General features: G+C 75.6%; 13 protein-coding genes. 6 read left to right on the top strand and 7 right to left on the bottom strand.

Going from position 1 to position 19235, the window contains the following annotated elements; genetic code table 11:
- Window positions 1–8: 8 nt before the first annotated feature.
- From ACFWTC_RS21565 to ACFWTC_RS21555, 3 genes are read right to left on the bottom strand one after another with little or no spacing between them, the layout of a single operon-like run.
- Complete coding sequence (locus tag ACFWTC_RS21565; protein ID WP_383916884.1) at window positions 9–1607, bottom strand: acyl-CoA carboxylase subunit beta; 1599 nt, start codon at window positions 1605–1607, stop codon at window positions 9–11.
- The gene (locus ACFWTC_RS21560; RefSeq protein WP_384074378.1) at window positions 1604–3871 is read right to left on the bottom strand and encodes an acyclic terpene utilization AtuA family protein; all 2268 of its coding nucleotides are present in this window, start codon (window positions 3869–3871) and stop codon (window positions 1604–1606) included. Before ACFWTC_RS21560 ends, ACFWTC_RS21565 begins: the two co-directional genes overlap by 4 nt.
- Window positions 3868–4668 carry a TIGR03084 family metal-binding protein gene (locus ACFWTC_RS21555; protein WP_383916890.1) on the bottom strand — a complete coding sequence of 267 codons (801 nt, stop codon included), beginning with the start codon at window positions 4666–4668 and terminating at the stop codon, window positions 3868–3870. The genes ACFWTC_RS21560 and ACFWTC_RS21555 overlap by 4 nt, the downstream gene beginning before the upstream one ends.
- A 335-nt stretch (window positions 4669–5003) precedes the next feature.
- On the opposite strand from ACFWTC_RS21555, the gene ACFWTC_RS21550 reads away from it, so the two are divergent.
- Entirely contained in the window at window positions 5004–6653 is a 1650-nt protein-coding gene (locus ACFWTC_RS21550) for a CocE/NonD family hydrolase (protein ID WP_383916893.1), read from the top strand.
- A 162-nt stretch (window positions 6654–6815) separates the two neighbouring features.
- Here the strand turns inward: ACFWTC_RS21550 and ACFWTC_RS21545 are convergent, their stop codons facing one another.
- A complete protein-coding gene (locus ACFWTC_RS21545; RefSeq protein WP_384028152.1) occupies window positions 6816–7271 on the bottom strand; it encodes a hypothetical protein in 456 nt (151 codons plus the stop codon).
- An 81-nt stretch (window positions 7272–7352) separates the two neighbouring features.
- Between ACFWTC_RS21545 and ACFWTC_RS21540 the strand changes: the two genes are divergently transcribed.
- Window positions 7353–8393: a helix-turn-helix transcriptional regulator gene (locus ACFWTC_RS21540; protein ID WP_384028151.1), complete on the top strand. Its 1041-nt coding sequence runs from the start codon at window positions 7353–7355 to the stop codon at window positions 8391–8393.
- A 56-nt stretch (window positions 8394–8449) separates the two neighbouring features.
- On the opposite strand, the gene ACFWTC_RS21535 is transcribed toward ACFWTC_RS21540, so the two are convergent.
- The 3 genes from ACFWTC_RS21535 to ACFWTC_RS21525 all read right to left on the bottom strand — a co-directional run bounded on the left by ACFWTC_RS21535 (window position 8450) and on the right by ACFWTC_RS21525 (window position 12982).
- Window positions 8450–8815, bottom strand: a complete 366-nt coding sequence (locus ACFWTC_RS21535) for a DUF1801 domain-containing protein (RefSeq protein WP_384074375.1) — start codon at window positions 8813–8815, stop codon at window positions 8450–8452.
- Window positions 8815–9783, bottom strand: coding sequence for a DMT family transporter (locus tag ACFWTC_RS21530; protein ID WP_383916903.1), 969 nt, complete (start codon window positions 9781–9783; stop codon window positions 8815–8817). The genes ACFWTC_RS21535 and ACFWTC_RS21530 overlap by 1 nt, the downstream gene beginning before the upstream one ends.
- 85 nt (window positions 9784–9868) lie before the next feature.
- The gene (locus ACFWTC_RS21525; protein WP_384028150.1) at window positions 9869–12982 is read right to left on the bottom strand and encodes an FAD-binding and (Fe-S)-binding domain-containing protein; all 3114 of its coding nucleotides are present in this window, start codon (window positions 12980–12982) and stop codon (window positions 9869–9871) included.
- Window positions 12983–13067: 85 nt separating this feature from the next.
- On the opposite strand from ACFWTC_RS21525, the gene serC reads away from it, so the two are divergent.
- From serC to ACFWTC_RS21505, 4 genes are all read left to right on the top strand, one after another.
- Window positions 13068–14186 carry a phosphoserine transaminase gene (gene serC, locus ACFWTC_RS21520; RefSeq protein WP_383916906.1) on the top strand — a complete coding sequence of 373 codons (1119 nt, stop codon included), beginning with the start codon at window positions 13068–13070 and terminating at the stop codon, window positions 14184–14186.
- A gap of 298 nt (window positions 14187–14484) precedes the next feature.
- The gene (locus ACFWTC_RS21515) at window positions 14485–15300 is read left to right on the top strand and encodes a hypothetical protein (protein WP_383916909.1); all 816 of its coding nucleotides are present in this window, start codon (window positions 14485–14487) and stop codon (window positions 15298–15300) included.
- Window positions 15293–15934 (top strand): class F sortase, encoded by a 642-nt coding sequence (locus tag ACFWTC_RS21510; protein ID WP_383916912.1) that lies wholly within the window; start codon window positions 15293–15295, stop codon window positions 15932–15934. Before ACFWTC_RS21515 ends, ACFWTC_RS21510 begins: the two co-directional genes overlap by 8 nt.
- Before the next feature lie 70 nt (window positions 15935–16004).
- Window positions 16005–19148, top strand: coding sequence for a sacsin N-terminal ATP-binding-like domain-containing protein (locus ACFWTC_RS21505; RefSeq protein WP_383917061.1), 3144 nt, complete (start codon window positions 16005–16007; stop codon window positions 19146–19148).
- Window positions 19149–19235: the final 87 nt, after the last annotated feature.

Raw genomic sequence — 19235 nt, 5'->3', positions numbered from 1 at the left:
GGGGGCGCTCACATCCGGAAGATGCCGAAGCCGCCGCGGGCGCCCTCGACGGGGGCGTTGTGGACGGCCGACAGGCACAGGCCGAGGATGGTGCGGGTGTCGCGGGGGTCGATGACCCCGTCGTCGTACAGCCGCCCGGACAGGAACATCGGCAGGGACTCGGACTCGATCTGCGCCTCCACGAAGGCGCGCATCCCGGCGTCGGCCTCCTCGTCGTACGGCTGCCCCTTGGCGGCGGCCGACTGCCGGGACACGATGGAGAGCACCCCGGCGAGCTGCTGGGGGCCCATGACGGCGGACTTGGCGCTGGGCCAGGCGAACAGGAACCGGGGCTCGTAGGCGCGGCCGCACATGCCGTAGTGGCCGGCGCCGTAGCTCGCGCCGATCAGGACGGAGAGGTGCGGGACGCGGGAGTTGGACACCGCGTTGATCATCATGGAGCCGTGCTTGATGATGCCGCCCTGCTCGTACTCCTTGCCGACCATGTAGCCGGTGGTGTTGTGGAGGAAGAGGAGGGGGATGTCGCGCTGGTTCGCGAGCTGGATGAACTGGGCGGCCTTCTGTGACTCCGCGCTGAACAGCACGCCCTGGGCGTTGGCGAGGATGCCGACCGGGTAGCCGTGGAGGGTGGCCCAGCCGGTGACCAGGCTGGTCCCGTAGAGGGGCTTGAACTCGTCGAAGTCGGAGGCGTCGACGATGCGCGCGATGACCTCGCGGGGGTCGAAGGGGGTCTTCAGGTCGGGAGGGACGATGCCGAGGAGTTCCTCGGGGCCGTACAGCGGGTCCTGGGCGCAGGGCGGGTCCGTACGCGGCTTGCGGTGGCCCAGGCGGGCCACGACGCGGCGGGCCTGGCGGATGGCGTCGTGCTCGTCGAGGGCGTAGTAGTCGGCGAGTCCGGAGGTGCGGGCGTGCATGTCGGCGCCGCCGAGGGACTCGTCGTCGCTCTCTTCGCCGGTTGCCATCTTGACCAGCGGCGGACCGCCGAGGAACACCTTGGATCGGTCCTTGATCATGATGGTGTGGTCGGACATGCCGGGGATGTAGGCGCCCCCGGCGGTGGAGTTGCCGAAGACGACGGCGACGGTGGGGATGCCGTCGGCGGAGAGCCGGGTGATGTCGCGGAAGATCGCCCCGCCCGGGATGAAGATCTCCTTCTGCGAGGGGAGGTCGGCGCCGCCGGACTCCACGAGGCTGATGCAGGGCAGCCGGTTCTGCCGGGCGATCTCGTTGGCCCGCAGGGCCTTCTTCAGGGTCCAGGGGTTGCTGGCGCCGCCGCGGACGGTCGGATCGTTGGCCGTGACCAGGCACTCGACGCCCTCCACGGTGCCGATGCCGGTGACCATCGAGGCGCCGACCGGGTAGTCGCTGCCCCAGGCGGCCAGCGGGGACAGCTCCAGGAACGGGGTGTCCGGGTCGAGGAGCAGCTCGACGCGCTCGCGGGCGAGGAGCTTGCCGCGGGTCTTGTGGCGGGCGGTGTACTTCTCGCCGCCGCCCTGGAGGGCCTTGGCATGCTCGGCGTCGAGCGCGGCGAGTCGTTCGAGGGCGGCGGTACGGGCCTGCGCGTGCTCGGGGGCGTGCGGGTCGACGGTGGTGCCGAGGCGGGTCATGTTCCGACCTCCGGGTCGGGGGCGGGGCCCTGGGCGGGCTGCGGGGGCGGGGGCGGGCTCCCGGGCGGGGGCGGGCTCCCGGCCGGGGGCGGCGCGGGCTGTGCCGGGGGTGCGGGCTGTGCCGGGGGCCCGGGTTGCGCCGGGGGCGCGGGTTGTGCCGGGGGCGCGGGTTGTGCCGGGGGCCCGGGTTGCGCCGGGGGCCCGGGTTGCGCCGGGGGCCCGGGTTGCGCCGGGGGCCCGGGTTGCGCCGGGGGCCCGGGTTGCGCCGGGGGCGCGGGCGCGGCTGGGAGGAGGTGGGTCGGGATGTCGAGGTGGCGGGCGCGGAGCCATTCACCGAGGGCCTTGGCCTGGGGGTCGAAGCGGTGGCCGGAGGCGACGCCGGCGCCGAGGATGCCGGTGACGGTGAAGTTCAGGGCGCGCAGGTGCGGCAGTTCGTGCCGGGCGACGGGGAGGTCCCGGGTCTCGGGGAGCAACTCCCGGAAGGTGTCCACCGTCAGGGCACCGAGCAGCCAGTCCCAGGCGGGGGCCGACTCGACCCATACGCCGACGTTGGCGTCGCCGCCCTTGTCGCCGCTGCGGGCCCCGGCCACTGCCCCCAGGGGGGCGCGGGTGGTTCGCCCGTCCCGGGCCCGGTCCTGCTCCCTGTCCTGGTGCCGGTCCCGTTGCCGGTCCCGTTGCTGGTCCTGGTGTGGCCCTGCGGGGCTTTCCCCCACCCCGCCCCTTCCCGAAACCGGGGCTCCGCCCCGGACCCCTTCGGGGGCTCCGCCCCCCGGCCCCCGCGCCTCAAACGCCGGCGGGGCTGGAAGTGCGGCCGGGGCCTCCGACAGGACCGGGGTTGCGGACGGCTCCGCCAACAGAGGTGGAAGCGCCGCGAGCTCCGCCGACAGGGGTGAGGGTGCGGCGGGCACCGCCGACGGGGCTGGAAGTGCGGCGGGCACCGCCGGCGGGGCTGGAAGTGCCGAGGGCTCCGCCGAGAGGGCCGGGGGTGGGGGGACGGGGAGGCGGGTGCCGTCGGGGAGGACCGCGGTGTGGGGGACGGTGTCGGCCGGGACGTGGGCCGAGGTGAAGACCCCGTACGGCTGGGCGGGGCCCGGCGGGGCCGTCACGTGGAAGCCCGGGTAGCTGGCGAGGGCCAGTTCGATCGCCGCCGAGGTCAGCGCGCGGCCGACCCGGTCCGGGGACGGGTCGCGGACGACCAGGCGCAGCAGGGCGCTGGCGGTCTCCTCCGTCGGGGCGTCCTCGTGGTCCGTGCGGGACAGGGTCCACCGCGCGGACGCCACCCCGGCCAGGGACGCGGCGAGCTGGGACCGGACCAGGGCCGCCTTCTCCTCGACGTCGAGCCCGGTCAGCACGAAGACCACCTCGTTGCGCCAGCCGCCGATCCGGGTCACGCCCACCTTGAGGGTGTCCGGCGGCGGCTCCCCGAGGACGCCCGAGACGCGGACCCGGTCGGGTCCGTCCTCGGCCAGCCGGACCGTGTCGAGCCGCGCGGTGACGTCGGGGCCCAGGTAGCGGACGCCCTGGGTCTCGTAGAGGAGCTGGGCCGTGACCGTGCCAATGGTGACGGCCCCGCCCGTGCCCAGGTGCTTGGTGATGACCGCGGAGCCGTCCTCGGCGACCTCCGCCAGCGGGAAGCCGGGGTGGCGGACGTCGTGCCGCGCGAAGAAGGAGTAGTTCCCGCCGGTGGCCTGGGTGCCGCACTCCAGGACGTGGCCCGTGACCACCGCTCCCGCCAGCCGGTCGTACGCGTCCGGGGCCCAGTCGAACCACCAGGCCGCCGAACCGCTGACCAGGGCCGCGTCCGTGACCCGGCCGGTGACGACCACGTCGGCCCCGGCCCGCAGGCAGGCCGTGATCCCGGCGCCGCCGAGGTAGGCGTTCGCCGTCAGCGCGCCCTCCTGGTACGGCATCAGGTCGTCGCCCTCGACGTGCGCGACGGAGACCGGCACCCCGGCCTCGGCCGCGAGTTCCCGTACGGCGTCGGCGAGGCCGGCCGGGTTGAGGCCACCCGCGTTCGCGACGATCCGCACCCCGCGCTCCCGGGCGAGCCCGAGGCCCTCCTCCAGCTGGCGCAGGAAGGTCTTGGCGTAGCCGAGGTCCGGGTTCTTCAGCCGGTCGCGGCCCAGGATCAGCATCGTCAGCTCGGCGAGGTAGTCCCCGGTCAGCACGTCCAGCGGGCCGCCGGTCAGCATCTCGCGCACGGCGCCGGCCCGGTCCCCGTAGAAGCCCGAGGCGTTGCCGATCCGCAGCGGGCGGCGCGTCACCGGGCGTCCCGCGGGGCGCGGCCGGGGCCCGCCGGGCCGGCGAAGGCCTGCGCGATGTCCAGCCAGCGGTCCGCGTCGGGGCCGGTGGCCGTCAGCGCCAGGTCGGCGCGGTGGGCGCGCTGGGTGACGAGCAGGCAGAAGTCGAGCGCCGGGCCGGTGATCCGCTGCGGGGCGTCGGCCGGGCCGTACGCCCACACGCCCTCCGCGCCCGGCGCCGTCAGCTCCACCCGGAACTCCCCGGCCGGCGCGGGCAGTCCGCGCACCGCGTAGGCGTAGTCGCGGGCCCGTACGCCGATCCGCGCGACGTGCCGCAGCCGGCCGGTCGGGGTCCGGCGCACCCCGAGGGCGTCGGCCACGTCCTGGCCGTGCGCCCAGGTCTCCATCAGCCGGGCGCTCGCCATCGAGGCGGTCTTCATCGGCGGCCCGTACCAGGGGAAGCGGGTGTCGGGCGAGGCCCCGGCGAGCGCCTCGTCGAGGGCGGTGCGCCCGGCCCGCCAGCGGGCGAGCAGTTCGGCCGGCGGCAGTGCCGCGCCCTCCTCCGCGCCCTCGTCGACGAAGGAGTCGGGGGCCTTCAGGGCTGCCTCGACCATCCCCGCGAAGCCGTCGGCGTCCGTGAGGGAGAGCAGGGACGCCCGGTCGGTCCAGTGCAGGTGGGCGATCTGGTGGGCGATGCTCCAGCCGGGCGCGGGGGTGGATCTGTTCCAGTCAGCTTCGGGCAACTGCCCTACCAAGGCGTCCAGTTCACCACTCTCCTCGGAGAGATCGGTGAAGACGGCGACGGCGGACGGATCGGGCACGGTGCGCTCCCCTCTCGGCGTGAGGGGAAGACTGGCAGCCTCCACTAAAACAATCAAGCACGCTTGCATGATTTTATGGAGAGGTGACACGTTCCCGCCACGACCCCCAACCCGGCGACCCGCAGACGGACTTGGCATGTCGCACGGCGCGCGCAGGTCCCGGGGCGCGCCGTGCGGCGCAGGCGCGGGGGCAATTCAGGCCGTAAGCCGGAAACTCGCGATACGTCACCGGATGTCCCGTCGATACTGGACGTTCCGCTCCGGGCCCGGGCGAGCACACCACGTTCATGTCACTCGACGAACTCGACGAAACTCGACGAAGAGGATGAACCGACGTGACTCCAGCCGCCTCCTCCCGCCCCGCCTCCTCCGACGCTCCCGACCCGTCCTCCCTCTATCCCGAACTCGACGCGACCGCCCTCGGCGCCTTCGTCACCGCCCTGGAGAGCGGCGACCTCACCGGCCTCGCCCCGGCCCGCGCGGCCGAGGTCGCCGAGGCCCGCTCCGTGGCCGTCTTCACCCGCGGCAAGGTGACCGGCGCCGACGGGGACCGGCTCGACGCCGCGCTCTGGCGCCACACCGGGTCCGGACCCCGGCCCGTGATCGTGATGCCGTCGCCCTGGACCGACCTGGGCTGGCTCACGTACGCCGTTCAGGCCACCCTCTTCGCGGCCCGCGGCTACGACGTCCTCGCCTACACCACCCGCGGCTTCGCCGCCTCCGAGGGCCAGGTCGACGTGGCGGGCCCGCTCGACGTCGCCGACGGCAGCCGGGCCCTGGACCACCTCATCGAGCGGTCCTCCGGCCCGGTGACGAAGATCGGCTTCCTCGGGGACTCGTACGGCTCCGGCATCAGCCAGCTCGTCGCCGCCCACGACACCCGCGTCGACGCCGTGGTCGCGCTCAGCAGCTGGGGCGACCTCGGGGAGGCGTTCTACGAGAACTCCACCCGCCACGTAGCGGCCGTACGGGCCCTGCTCGGCGCGGCGGCGAAGGCGCGGCTGAGCCCGCAGACGCGGAGCGTCTTCGACAACGTCCTCGGCAACCGCGACATCCAGGGCACCCTGCAGTGGGCCGAGACCCGCTCGCCGTTCAGCCACATCAAGGAGCTCAACCGCCGCCAGGTGCCCGTCTACTTCGCGCACGCCTGGCACGAGACCCTCTTCCCGGCCAACCAGACGCTGAAGATGTTCAACGAGCTGACCGGCCCCAAGCGCCTCGCCCTGTCCATCGGGGACCACTCCGGCCCCGAGATGACGGGCATGCTCGGCCTGCCCAACCGGATCTGGACGGACGCCCACCGCTGGTTCGACCACCACCTCCGGGGCATCGACAACGGCATCGCCGACGAGGACCAGGTGCTCAGCGAGGTGATGTGGACCAAGGCCCTCGAACCGCGCCCCACCTGGCACTCCGTCACCGAGCGGGTACACCGGCTGCACCTGGCGGGCGGCGGGGAACTGGCCGGGGAGCCGGAGGCCGGCTGGACGGCCGGCGTGCTGTGCGGGGTCGACACCCCGGCCACCGTCGCCGACGCCGTCGTCACCTCCGGGTACGCCGAGATCGCCGGCCGCCCGAAGGTCTACCCGACGGGCGACATCGACCGCACCGTCGCCGCGGTGTGGGCGTCGGCCCCGGTCGAGGAGACCACCCGGCTGCGCGGCACGCCGAGGCTGCGCGTCACCTACCGGTCGGCGAACCCGAGTTCCACCTTCGTCGCGTACCTGCTCGACCTGGCGCCCGACGGCACGGCCCGCCTCGTCACGCACGCCCCGTACACCGACCTGGACTCGGCTCCCGACAGCCTGATCAGCGCGGACGTCGACCTCCAGGCGACGGCGTACGACGTCCCGCCCGGCCACCGGCTGATGCTGGTGATCGACGCCCGCGACCCCTTCTACGGCGACGCCAACCTGCCGCGCGCGACCCTGTCGTTCACCTCCCCGGACGCGACGCCGTCGTACGTGGACCTGCCGCTGGGCTGAGCCGTGAGCCGCTGAACCCTGGGCGGCTGAGCCGTGAGCCGTGAGCCGCTGAACCCTGGGCCGCTGAGCCGTCGAGGCCCCCGGCCCCCGAGCCCGCCCGCCCCTCCGGACCCCCGTGCCGGCGGGGCGGGCGGGCCGCTCCGGGCCGCGTCAAGGACCCCGCTACGGGCGGCGGGTGAAGTCCATCGTCCAGTTGTCCAGCCAGGTCGCGCCCCCGTCGAGCGAGAAGGCCTGCTCCCAGCGCGGAGCGGACCCGGGCGCAGTCCCGGGCCACACGTACCGCACGCGGACGTCCTTCCCGTCGTGCGTGTCCTCCCCCTCGAAGACCCCGCGGTCGCCGTCGAACCGGCCGACGACGGGCGGGAAGAGGGTGCCGGTGCGCCCGCTCGCCCAGTGCAGCGACCACTCCTCCCGCTCGCGGTCGAAGAGCCGCAGCGTCAGGCCGGCGGAGCCCTTGGTCGGGAAGTCGATCGCGTCGAAGCTCGCCGCGCCGCCGAAGTGCCGGGAGATGTGCGACACCGCCGGGAACTCCTCCCACGGGCTGTCCGCGTCGAGGAAGTCGGTGCGGCGGCGGTTGGCGACGTCCCAGCTGCCGACGAGGAAGTCGAAGTCGTTCATGCGGTGCGCTCCCTTGGATCCGTTGCGATACGGGGGAACCGTAGGAGCGCTCCCCTGACATCCTGTGTCAGTGGAGTCCCGATGAAGGCCGACCGGCTGCTGTCGATCCTGCTGCTGCTCCAGACCCGCGGCCGGATGACCGCCGCCGAGCTCGCGCGCGAGCTGGAGGTGTCCGTACGCACCGTCTACCGCGACGCGGAGGCCCTGAGCGCGGCGGGCGGACCGCTGTACGGGGACGCCGGCCACAGCGGCGGCTACCAGCTGCTCGCCGGCTACCGCACCCGGCTGACCGGCCTCAGCACGGGCGAGGCGGAGGCGCTGTTCCTGACCGGGATGCCGGGCCCGGCGGCGGAGCTGGGCCTCGGCCGGGCCGTGTCGGCGGCCCAGCTGAAGCTGCGGGCGGCGCTGCCGCCGGAGCTGCGCGCCCAGGCGGACCGGATGCGGCTGCGGTTCCACCTGGACGCGCCCGGGTGGTACGCGGAGCACGGGGAGACCCCGTACCTGGCCCGGGTCGCCGACGCGGTGTGGCGGGGCCGGGTCATCGAGGTCCGCTACCGGCGCTGGCAGGCCCCGCGGGAGGTGGAGCGCCGGCTGGCCCCGTACGGGCTGGTCCTCAAGGCGGGCCGCTGGTACCTGGTGGCGTCGCCCGCCGGACCGCGGGAGCCCGCCGGGACGCGGGGCGCGGACGCAACGGCCGTCCCGGCCGGGGAGCGGGAGCCCGCCGGGACGCGGGAGCCGCGGACGTACCGGGTGGACCAGATCCTGCGGGTCGCCGAGACCGCCGAGGAGGCGGAGCCTCCGGAGGGCTTCGACCTGGCCGCGCACTGGCAGCGCACCCAGGCCGACTTCCACGCGCGGCTCCACCCGGAGGAGGCGGTCGTACGCCTCTCCGCGCGCGCGGCCGCCCTGCTGACGGGGGCCCAGGCGCGCGCGCTGGCGGCCACGGGCGAGCCCGACCCGGAGCTCCCCGGGTGGACGCGCGCGACCCTGCCGATCGAGTCCGCGGCGCAGGCCGAGGGGCAGTTCCTGTCGCTGGGCGCGGATGCGGAGGTCCTCCTCCCCACGGCCCTCCGGGACCGCGTCCGGTCCACGCTGGCGGCGATGGCGGCCCGGTACGCGTGAGGGCGGCGGGCTCGGCCGGTGTCAGCAGACCGGTCCCCCGGGCGAAGGCCGGCCCCTCAGGCGCAGACCGGCCCCCCGGGCGCCTCGGCCGTGGCCCGCAGGAGGTCCCGTACGAGGTCGAAGTCGACCTTGGCGGGGTTGCGGAAGCGCAGGCAGGCCTTGCCCATGTCGTGGCCGGCCAGCCGGTCCGCGAGGGCGTCGCGGACGTCCGTGCGCAGCAGGTAGAAGGAGATGTACTGCTTCTGGTTCGCCCAGGCGATCTCCTCCGCCTCCGCGCCCGGCCGGAGGTACACCGGCATCCCGTACGCGATCTGCTCCTCGAAGCCCGTCAGCTCGGCCGCGCACAGCGCGCGCAGCCGGGTCAGGGCCGCCCGGCGGGCCGCCGGGACCGCGGCGAGGTAGGCGTCGACGCGGGGGTCCATCAGCGGGTCCGCTTGCGGGTCTGGGAACGGACCGCGCCCATGCTGGCCGCGATCACCAGGGCGATGGCCAGGGCGTCCACGGCGGACAGGGCCTGGTTCAGCACCAGGAAGCCGGCGGTGGCGGCGATCGCCGGTTCCAGGCTCATCAGGATCGCGAAGGTGGGTGCCGGGAGCCGCCGCAGGGCGAGCAGTTCCAGGGTGTACGGGAGGACGGAGGACAGCACGGCCACCCCGAGGCCCAGTGCGAGGGTGCTCGGGACCAGCAGGGCGGAACCCGCCTCGAAGACGCCGAGCGGGAACGACAGCAGCGCGGCCACGGCCATCGCCAGGGCCAGGCCGTCGGCCTGCGGGAAGCGGCGGCCGGTGCGCGCGCTGAAGACGATGTACGCCGCCCACATCACGCCCGCCCCGAGCGCGAAGGCGGCGCCCGCCGGGTCGAGGGAGCCGAAGCCGGAGCCTGCGCCGCCGTGGCCGGACAGCAGGACCACGCCGCCGAGGGCGAGGCCCGCCCACAGCAGGTTCACCAGGCGCCGGGAGACGATCACCGAGAGGGCGAGCGGGCCGAGGACCTCCAGGGTGACGGCCGGACCGAGCGGGATGCGGTCCACGGCCTGGTAGAAGAGGCCGTTCATGCCGGCCATGGTGACGCCGAAGGCGAGCACCGTGCCCCAGTCGGCGCGGGAGTAGCCGCGCACCTTGGGCCGGCACAGGAGCAGCAGCACGAGGGCGGCGGCCGCGAGGCGCAGGGTGACCACGCCCGCCGCGCCCGCCCTCGGCATGATCATGACCGCGAGGGCGGCGCCGAACTGCACCGAGACCCCCGCCGCGACCACCAGGGCGACCGGACCGAACCGGGCCGCCGCGGAGTCCTGCGGGGCCGCGGCGGGAGATGCGGCGGCGGGTGCGGGGGCGGATGCGGGGGGTGCGGGGGCCGCGGCGGGGGCGGCCGGTTCGGAGGGGGCGGTCATCTCTCCAGAGTAAGGGGTTCGGTAAGGAGTGTCCCCAGGGGTTTTTCCTTACCGCACGGCGCTGGAGGTGCCGTGGAGGGAGGCCTCAGAGCGCCTCGTCCAGGAGTTCCGCCAGGTGGCGGGCCCGGACTCCGCCGAGCTGGGCGATCTGGGTGCGGCAGGAGAACCCGTCCGCCTGGACCAGCGCGCCCTCGGGCGCCCCGCGCAGGGACGGCAGCAGCTGCTCCTCGGCGCACGCGACCGACACCTCGTGGTGGCCGGGCTCGAAGCCGAAGTTCCCCGCCAGGCCGCAGCAGCCGCCGCTGAGCTCACCGATGAGACCGGCCCGCTCGCGCAGCCGGCGGTCGGCGGCGTCGCCGAGCACGGCGTGCTGGTGGCAGTGGGTCTGGCCGGCCACCGGCCGGTCGATCCGGGGCGGCCGCCAGTCCGGGGCGTACTGCTCCAGGGTCTCGGCGAAGGTGCGGACCGCCGCGGCGAGGCGGTGCGCGCGGGGGTCGTCGGGGAGGAGGGCGGGGAGATCGCCGCGCAGGGCCGCGGCGCAGCTGGGTTCCAGGACGAGGACGGGACGGTCGATGGCGCCGGTCCCGCCGGTCCCGCCGGAGGCGTCGGTCCCGCCGGAGGCGTCGAGTGCGTCCAGGGTGCGGCGCAGGACCGTGCGGGCGCGGTCGAGGCGGCCGGTGGAGACGTACGTCAGGCCGCAGCAGACCGGGCCCCGGGGGACGGTGACGGCGAACCCGGCCGCCTCCAGCACGCGGACGGCCGCGCGGCCGGCCTCGGGGGCGAGGTGCTCCGTGAAGGTGTCGGGCCACAGGGTGACGGGCGTTCCGGGGCCGGGGCCGGGGCCGGGGCCGGGGCCGGTGGCCCGGGTGGCGGGGCCGGTGGGCGGGGTGCCGGTGCCCTGCGGGCGGCCTTCGGGCTCCGCCCGGACCCGCGCCTCAAACGCCGGCGAGGCTGAATGTGCGGACCCGGCGTCACCACCCCGAGCCGAATGTCCGGACCCGGCATCACCGCCCCGAGCCCAATGTCCCGACCCGGGGCCATCACCCCGAGCCCAATGTCCCGACCCGGGGCCACCGTCATGGGCTGGACTTCCCGACCCGGCGCCGCCATCCCCAGCCGAGTGTGCGGACCCGGCTCCGCCAGCCCCAGCCGAGTGTGCCGACCCGGGGTCGCCGGTCCGGGGCGGGGGCGGGGTTGGGCGGGTGTGCCACCAGTGGGTGAAGGGGGTGGGGGCGACCGGGGGGAGGGGGCGGGTGCGGGTGAGGCCCGGGAGGGGGAGGCGGCGGGCGGCCGCGTTGACGACGGCCGCGAGCCGCAGCCGGGCGATCAGGCGGAGCCAGCCCGGGAGGCCGCCCAGGGTGTAGTGGGCGAGCGGGCGGATCCGGCCCGCCCAGTGGCGGTGCAGGAACTGCGCCTTGTACGCGGCCATGTCCACGCCCACCGGGCAGTCGCTCAGGCACCCCTTGCAGCCGAGGCACAGGTCCAGCGCCGCGGCGACCTCCGCCGAGCGCCAGCCGTCGGTCACGATCTCCCCGGCCAGCATCTCGTGCAGCAGCCGGGCCCGGCCGCGCGTGGAGTGCCGCTCCTCCCCCGTGGCCCGGTACGACGGGCACATCACCGCCGCCCCGCCGGTCTCCGTCGAGCGGCACTTCGCGACGCCCACGCACCGGGCGACCTCCCGCGCGAAGGGGGTGTCCGGCAGCACCGCGAAGCGGAGGTCCTCGTCCAGCCGGGCCGGCCGGACCAGCATCCCCGGGTTCATGCCGCCCGCCGGGTCCCACACGTCCTTGTAGGCGCCGAAGAGGGCGATGACGTCCGGCCCGTACATCTTCGGCAGGAGCTCCGCCCGCGCCTGGCCGTCCCCGTGCTCCCCCGACAGCGAGCCGCCGTGGGCCACGACCAGGTCGGCCAGCTCCTCGGAGAAGGTCCGGAAGCGGGCCACGCCCTCCCGGGTCACCAGGTCGAAGTCGATCCGTACGTGCACGCAGCCCTCGCCGAAGTGCCCGTACGGCGATCCGCGCAGCCCGTGCGCGGCCAGCAGGGCGCGGAACTCCCGCAGGTACGCGCCCAGCCGGGCCGGCGGCACCGCGCAGTCCTCCCAGCCCGGCCAGGCCATGGCGCCCCCGGGCAGCCGCGTCGCAGTGCCCGCCGCGTCCTCGCGGATCCGCCACAGCGCCCGCTGCCCGGCCGGGTCCGTCACCACCCGCGCGTCCACGGCGTCGGCGCCGCGCAGCAGGGCCCGCGCCGCGCCCTCGTCCGGCAGCTCCGCGAACAGCCAGGCGCCGCCCCGCGGGAGGTCGGCCGCGGCGGCCCCGACGAGGTCGTGCGCCATGCCTTCCAGGGTGAGAGGCCGGTACGGGAGCAGGCCCGCGGCGGCCTCGGCGGCCGCGCTCTCGTCGGCGTACCCGAGAACGGCCAGGACGGGCGCGGCCGGGAGGTCGACCAGGCGCACCACCGCCTCCGTGACCACCCCGAGCGTGCCCTCGCTGCCGCAGAAGGCGCGGGCGAGGCGGGTGCCCCGCTCGGGGAGGAGGGCGTCGAGGCCGCCGTAGCCGGAGATCCGCCGCGCGAAGTCGCCGTGGGGGCCGTACAGCCCGGTGCGGAGCACGGCGAGGTTCTCCGCGACCAGTTCGCGCAGGCCGGCGGGGGCGCCGGCCCAGCCGGCGCCGAGGCGGTGGGAGGCGCCGCCGTACGCGGTCACCGCGAGCTCCGCGACGTTGTCGGCGGTGGTCCCCCAGGCCACGGAGTGGGCCCCGCACGCGTTGTTGCCGATCATGCCGCCGAGGGTGCAGCGGGAGCGGGTGGAGGGGTCCGGCCCGAAGGTCAGTCCGTACGGGCGGACCGCGTCCCGCAGCCGGTCGAGCACCAGGCCGGGCTGGACGACGGCGGTGCGGGCGGCCGGGTCCACCGACACCAGGGCGTTCATGTGGCGGGTCAGGTCGAGCACGACGCCCGTTCCGGTGGCCTGGCCGGCGATGGAGGTTCCGCCGCCGCGCGGGACGACGGGGACCCCGGCGGCGGCGCACACGCGCAGGGCCGCGGCCACGTCGTCGGCGTCGTAGGGGGCGACCACGCCGAGGGGGACGCGGCGGTAGTTCGAGGCGTCCATGGTCGCCAGGGCCCGCGCGGCGGCGCCGAAGTCCACCTCCCCGCGGAGGTTCGCCCGCAATGTCCGTTCGAGTTCCCCGGGAGACGTCACGGCGCCCAGCCTGCCACCGCCCCGGCGCGTCTCACCGGGTGGACGCGCCTCCGAGGCGTGGACCGGTACCCGATACGCTCCGCTCGTGGCCGAGATCCAGATTCCCGCTGACATCAAGCCCGCCGACGGACGCTTCGGCGCGGGCCCCTCCAAGGTGCGGACCGAGGCGCTGGGCGCCCTCGCCGCCACCGGTACCTCCCTGCTCGGAACCTCTCACCGCCAGGCCCCCGTCAAGAACCTGGTCGGCTCGGTACGTCAGGGCATCCGGGACCTCTTCTCCCTCCCCGAGGGGTACGAGGTGATCCTGGGCAACGGCGGCTCCACCGCCTTCTGGGACATCGCGACCGCCGGTCTGATCGAGCAGAAGTCGCAGCACCTCACCTTCGGTGAGTTCTCCTCGAAGTTCGCCAAGGCCGCGAAGCTCGCGCCGTGGCTGGACGCCCCGTCCGTCATCTCCTCGGAGCCGGGCACCCACCCGGAGCCGGTGGCCGAGGCGGGCGTGGACGTGTACGCGTACACGCACAACGAGACCTCGACGGGTGTCGCGGCGCCGATCAAGCGCGTCGCGGGCGCCGACGCCGGGTCCCTCGTCCTGGTGGACGCGACCTCGGGCGCCGGCGGCCTGCCGGTGGACATCACCGAGACCGACGTCTACTACTTCGCCCCGCAGAAGTCCTTCGCCTCGGACGGCGGTCTGTGGCTGGCGGCGTTCTCCCCGGCGGCCCTGGAGCGCGCGGCCCGCGTGCACGCCTCGGGCCGGCACATCCCGGAGTTCTTCTCACTGCCGACGGCGATCGACAACTCGCTGAAGAACCAGACGTACAACACCCCGGCGCTGTCCACCCTCTTCCTGCTGAACGAGCAGCTGGAGTGGCTGAACGGCCAGGGCGGACTGGAGTTCGCGACCGGCCGCACCGCGGCCAGCGCGCGCAACCTGTACGGCTGGGCCGAGGCGTCGAAGTACGCGAGCCCGTTCGTCGTGGACGCCGACAAGCGGTCCGCCGTCATCGGCACGATCGACTTCGCGGACGACGTCGACGCGGCGGCCGTCGCCAAGGTGCTGCGCGCCAACGGCATCGTGGACACCGAGCCGTACCGCAAGCTCGGGCGCAACCAGCTCCGCGTCGCGATGTTCCCGGCGATCGACCCGGCGGACGTGCAGGCGCTGACCGCGTGCGTGGACTACGTGATCGAGAAGCTGTAGCCGCGGCGGCGGCCGTATCGCTCCAGGAGCCCCCGGGACGTCACGTCACCGGGGGCTCCGGCGTTCCCGCCCTCAACCCGCGGTCCGGTCCGGTCCGCCGGGACTTTCGTCCCAAAAATCGGGGCAAACACTCCGCAAACGGCAGTACCACAGGCGGCCTGCGACCTGCGACTTCCCGCCGTGGGACCTTCGGCAGGGCCCTCCCCCGCCCCTCCGGAGGGCCGCAACCAAAGCGCCCAGGATGTCCCTCATGTCTGGTGTGCCGGGAAAAACCCCGGCCCGTTCAGGAGGAAACCCCATGCGCAAGGCACTCACCCTCTCGGCGATCGCCCTCGCCTCGTCGATGGCCCTCGGCGGCGCCGCCACCGCGTTCGCGGCCGACACCCCGGCTCCCGCGGGCAGTTCCAGCCCCACCGCCGACCGGCCCACCACCGACGGCCACGGCCACGCGGCCGCCGCGGGCCTCAAGCTGTCGGCCCCCAGCGCCAAGCCGGGCGCCTCCGTCAGCTTCCAGATGGACGTCCCCGACGGTTCGACGCACCTCTCCGTCTCCTCCAAGGCCCTGGCCGACGTGAAGATGACCGACGGCCGCGGCGGCACCGCCACGGTCGCCGACGTCAAGGAGGGCGACTACGGCGTCTCCCTGACCGGCACGGGCCCCGACGGCGCCAAGCTCCAGGCCACCGCCCAGCTGCACGTCACCGCGGACGCCCCGGCCCCCAAGCCCACCCCGCAGCCCTCCGCCCTGAACCTGTCGACCGACTTCGGCCGCCCCGGCGACAAGGTCGTCGTCACCGTCAAGACCTCCGAGAAGAACGCCTTCGTGAAGTCCGACGCCTTCGGCGGCCAGGTCAACCTGAAGAGCGACGGCAAGGGCACCTTCACCGGCACCGCGGTCGTCGCCAAGGACGTCAAGTCCGGCTACTACGGCGTGCACGCCTTCGCGGGCGGCGAGGAGTTCGACGTCGTGAAGTTCTCCACCGAGGCCAAGGCCGGCCCGGCCCCGCACCACGGCGTGAAGCCCCTGGACCCGAGCCTGCACAAGACCCCCAAGGGCTCCGTGAACACCGGCCAGGCCCCCGCCGGTCTCCTCCCCGAGACCGGCAATGCCTGAGCCCACCACGCTCCGCCAGGGCCGCCGCCCCGGCCGCGCACGCCGTACGGCCGCCCTGGCGGGGGCCTCGGCCCTCGCCGCCGTCCTCGCCGCCGGCTGCTCCGCGGGCAGCGCCGGAGCCGCCGACGGCGCCGGGCACGCCCCGGACGGCGCGAGCACCGCGGCCCCGCTCCCGCCGTCCGTCCCGGACCGGGTCAAGATCCCCGACCTGTCGGTGGACGCACCGCTCGACACCGTCGGGCTGGACGCCCAAGGCGTCATGCGGGAACCGGACTTCGCCAAGCCGCAGGACGCCGCCTGGTACAGGGAGGGACCCACCCCGGGGGAAGCGGGCGCGGCCGCCGTCGTCGGCCACATGGACACCCCGCAGACCCCCGAGGCCGTCTTCTACAACCTCAAGAAGCTGAAGAAGGACCAGAGGATCGAGGTCCACCGCACCGACGGCACCACCGCCGTGTTCGCCGTCGACGCGGTCGACACCTTCAAGAAGGACGCCTTCCCCACCGGCAAGGTCTACGGGGACACCCACGGGAAGGCCGAACTGCGCCTCATCACCTGCGGCGGCGACCTCACCGCGGACCGCCACTGGGACGCCAACGTGGTGGTGTTCGCGCACCTCACGGGCAAGGGCTGACCCCGGTACGCGATACCTTCAGGGCTCGGCATTCCCGAATGCAGTACGGCTTGGAGGCAGCGGCGTGAACGTGCGAGTGACGGCGGCCCGGAACGGTGTGGACCCCTTCGGCACGGCCCGGCTCCGGCGCGGGGTGCTCGACGCCTGGGGCGCGGGCCCCGCCCGCTTCCGGGAGGACGCCAACGCCGAGGAGGACCTGGCGCTCGGCGGCTACCGCGACCGGCTCGTCGTCGAGCTGGCGCAGAACGCCGCCGACGCCGCGGCCCGCGCCGGGGTGCCCGGCCGGCTGCGGCTCACCCTGCACGCCGGCGAGGGCGGGCACGGCGTCCTGGCCGTCGCCAACACCGGCGCCCCGCTGGACGCCACCGGCGTGGAGTCGCTGAGCACCCTGCGCGCCTCCGCCAAGCGGGAGTCCACCGGCTCGGGCGACACCGTGGGCCGGTTCGGCGTCGGCTTCGCGGCCGTCCTCGCGGTCTCCGACGAGCCCGCGGTCCTCGGCCGCCACGGCGGGGTCCGCTGGTCGCTGGCCGAGGCCCGCGAGCTGGCCCGCGGCGCCGCCGTCGGCAGCCCCGGACTCGGCGACGAGCTGCGCCGCCGCGACGGCCACGTCCCGCTGCTGCGCCTGCCGCTGCCCGCCGAGGGGACCGCGCCCGAGGGCTACGACACCGTCGTGGTGCTCCCGCTGCGCGACGCCGCCGCCGAAGACCTCGTGGAGCGGCTGCTCGCCTCCGTCGACGACGCACTGCTGCTGACCCTGCCCGGGCTGCGCGAGGTCGTCGTCGACACCCCGTCCGGCGGCGCCCGCACCCTGTACCGCCGCGACGAGGGCCCGTACGCCGTCATCGAGGACTCCGCGGCGGGCACCAGCCGCTGGCGCACCGTCCGCCACGGCGGCCCGCTCGACCGCGCCCTGCTGGCCGACCGCCCGGTGGAGGAGCGGCTGCGGCCCACCTGGGCGGTGTCCTGGTCCGTGCCCGTCGACGCCGACGGCGCCCCCGTGCGCCCCGCGACCGCCCCCGTCGTGCACGCCCCGACCCCCACCGACGAGCCGCTGGGAATCCCCGCGCTGCTCATCGCGACCCTGCCCCTGGACACCACCCGCCGGCACCCCGCGCCCGGACCGCTGACCGACTTCCTCGTGGAGCGCGCGGCCGACGCCTACGCCGAACTGCTCGGCACCTGGGAGCCGGTGACCACCGCCCTCGTCGACCTCGTCCCCGGCCCGCTCGGCAAGGGCGAGCTCGACGGCGCCCTGCGCGCCGCCGTCCTGCGCCGCCTTCCCCGTACGGCCTTCCTCGCCCCCGCCGTACCGCCCGGGCCCGACGAGGACGCGGAGGACGGGGCCGACGCGCGGGCCGCCCTGCGCCCCTTCGAGGCGGAGGTGGTGGAGGGCGCGGGCGCCGACACCGTCCGGGTCCTCGCCGAAGTCCTGCCTACCCTGCTCCCGGCGGGCCTGGAGCGGCGCGCCGAGCTGCGCACCCTGGGCGTGGGCCGGCTCCCGCTGGGCGACGCCATCGAGCGGATCGCCGGGATCGAGCGCACCCCCGACTGGTGGCACCGGCTCTACGACAGCCTCGCCGGGGTGGACCCCGACCGGCTGTCCGGACTGCCCGTCCCGCTGGCCGACGGACGCACCGCGATCGGCCCCCGGCACATCCTGCTGCCCGGCGCGGACACCCCCGACAGCCTGGCCCGCCTCGGCCTGAAGGTGGCCCACCCGGACGCGGCGCACCCGCTGCTGGAGAAGCTCGGCGCCCTCCCGGCCACCCCGCGCGCGGTCCTGACGACCCCGCAGGTGCGGGCGGCCGTCGCCGCCTCCCTGGACGCCGGGGACATCTGGGACGAGGACGCCGACACCCTGGACGCCGACGAGCTGGCCGAGGTGGTCCTGGGCCTGGTCCGCGACGCCGGCCTGGCCGCGGGCGACGAGCCCTGGCTCGGCGCCCTCGCCCTGCCCGACGAGGACGGGGAGCCGACCCCGGCGGGCGAACTGCTGCTGCCGGGCTCGCCGCTGGCCTCGGTGATCCGCGAGGACGAGGTCCCGTACGTGGACGCGGACCTGGTGGACCGGTGGGGTGCGGGCCCGCTCACCGCCTGCGGGGTGCTGGCCCACTTCCAGCTGGTGCGCGCCACCGACGTGGTCCTGGACCCCGACGAACTGGAGCCCCGCGACGGCGACTTCGCCGAGCCCGACGACGCCGGCCTGCTGGACGCCGTCGACGTGTGGTGCGAGGACGTACTGGACCAGCTGCCGGACACCCCGGTGCCGCCGGTGGCGACCGAACTGGTCGCCGTGCGCGACCTGGACCTCGTCGACGACGACTGCTGGCCGCAGGCCCTCGCGATGCTCGCGCGGCCGCCGCTGCGCGACGCGCTGACCCAGCCCGTACGGATCCTGCTCCCGGACGGCACCACGCAGTCGGTGCGCCCGTACACCGCCTGGTGGCTGCGTGACCACCCGGTGCTCGACGGCCGCCGTCCCGCGGGCCTGCGCTCGGCGGGCGGCGACCCGCTGCTCTCGGGGCTCTACACCCCGGCGGACGCCACCGGCTTCGAGGACGAGCAGGTGCTGCGGGCCCTCGGCGTACGCACGACCGTGCCCGCCCTGCTGGAGGAGCCCGGCGGCGCGGCCGAGCTCCTGGCCCGGCTGGCCGACCCGGACCGCGAGGTGACCGACCGGCAGCTGCACGGCCTGTACGGGGCGCTGGCGGACCTGGACCCCGAGCAGGTCACCCTGCCGGACGAGCTGCGCGCGGTGGTGGACGGCGAGGTCCGGGTGGTGGACGCGGCCGACGCCGTCATCGCCGACGCCCCTGACCTGCTGCCCCTGACGGCGGGCCTGCCGCTGCTGCCGGTCGCCCCGGCCCGCGCGGCGGACCTCGCGGAGCTGCTCCAGGTGCGCCGGCTGTCGGAGACGGTCCCGGCGGAGGTGAGCACGCCCGGCGAGGAGCACGACGTACCGGAGTCGGTACGGGTCCTGCTCGGCCCGGCCACCCCCGCGGGCTACCTGGAGCACGAGGAGCTGATCGCGGGCGGCACCGGACTGGACTGGCGCCGCACCCCCGACGGCACCGTGCACGCGGCCACGCTGGAGGGCGTGGCGGCGGGCCTGGCCTGGGCGGCGGGCCAGTGGCCCCGCCGCTTCGAGGTGGCGGCCCTGCTGGAGGACGAGTCCCGCACTGCGGAACTGGCCCGCGACCGCTGGTTCGACTGAAGCCGCGCGGCACGAGGCCGCGCGGCACGAGGCCGCGCGGCACGAGGCCGCGCGGCACGAGGCCGCGCGGCACGAGGCGTCCGGGGC

The organism is Streptomyces sp. NPDC058619 (assembly GCF_042717785.1).
Taxonomy (GTDB): domain Bacteria; phylum Actinomycetota; class Actinomycetes; order Streptomycetales; family Streptomycetaceae; genus Streptomyces.
This window is presented reverse-complemented; position numbering and strand designations above follow the sequence as displayed.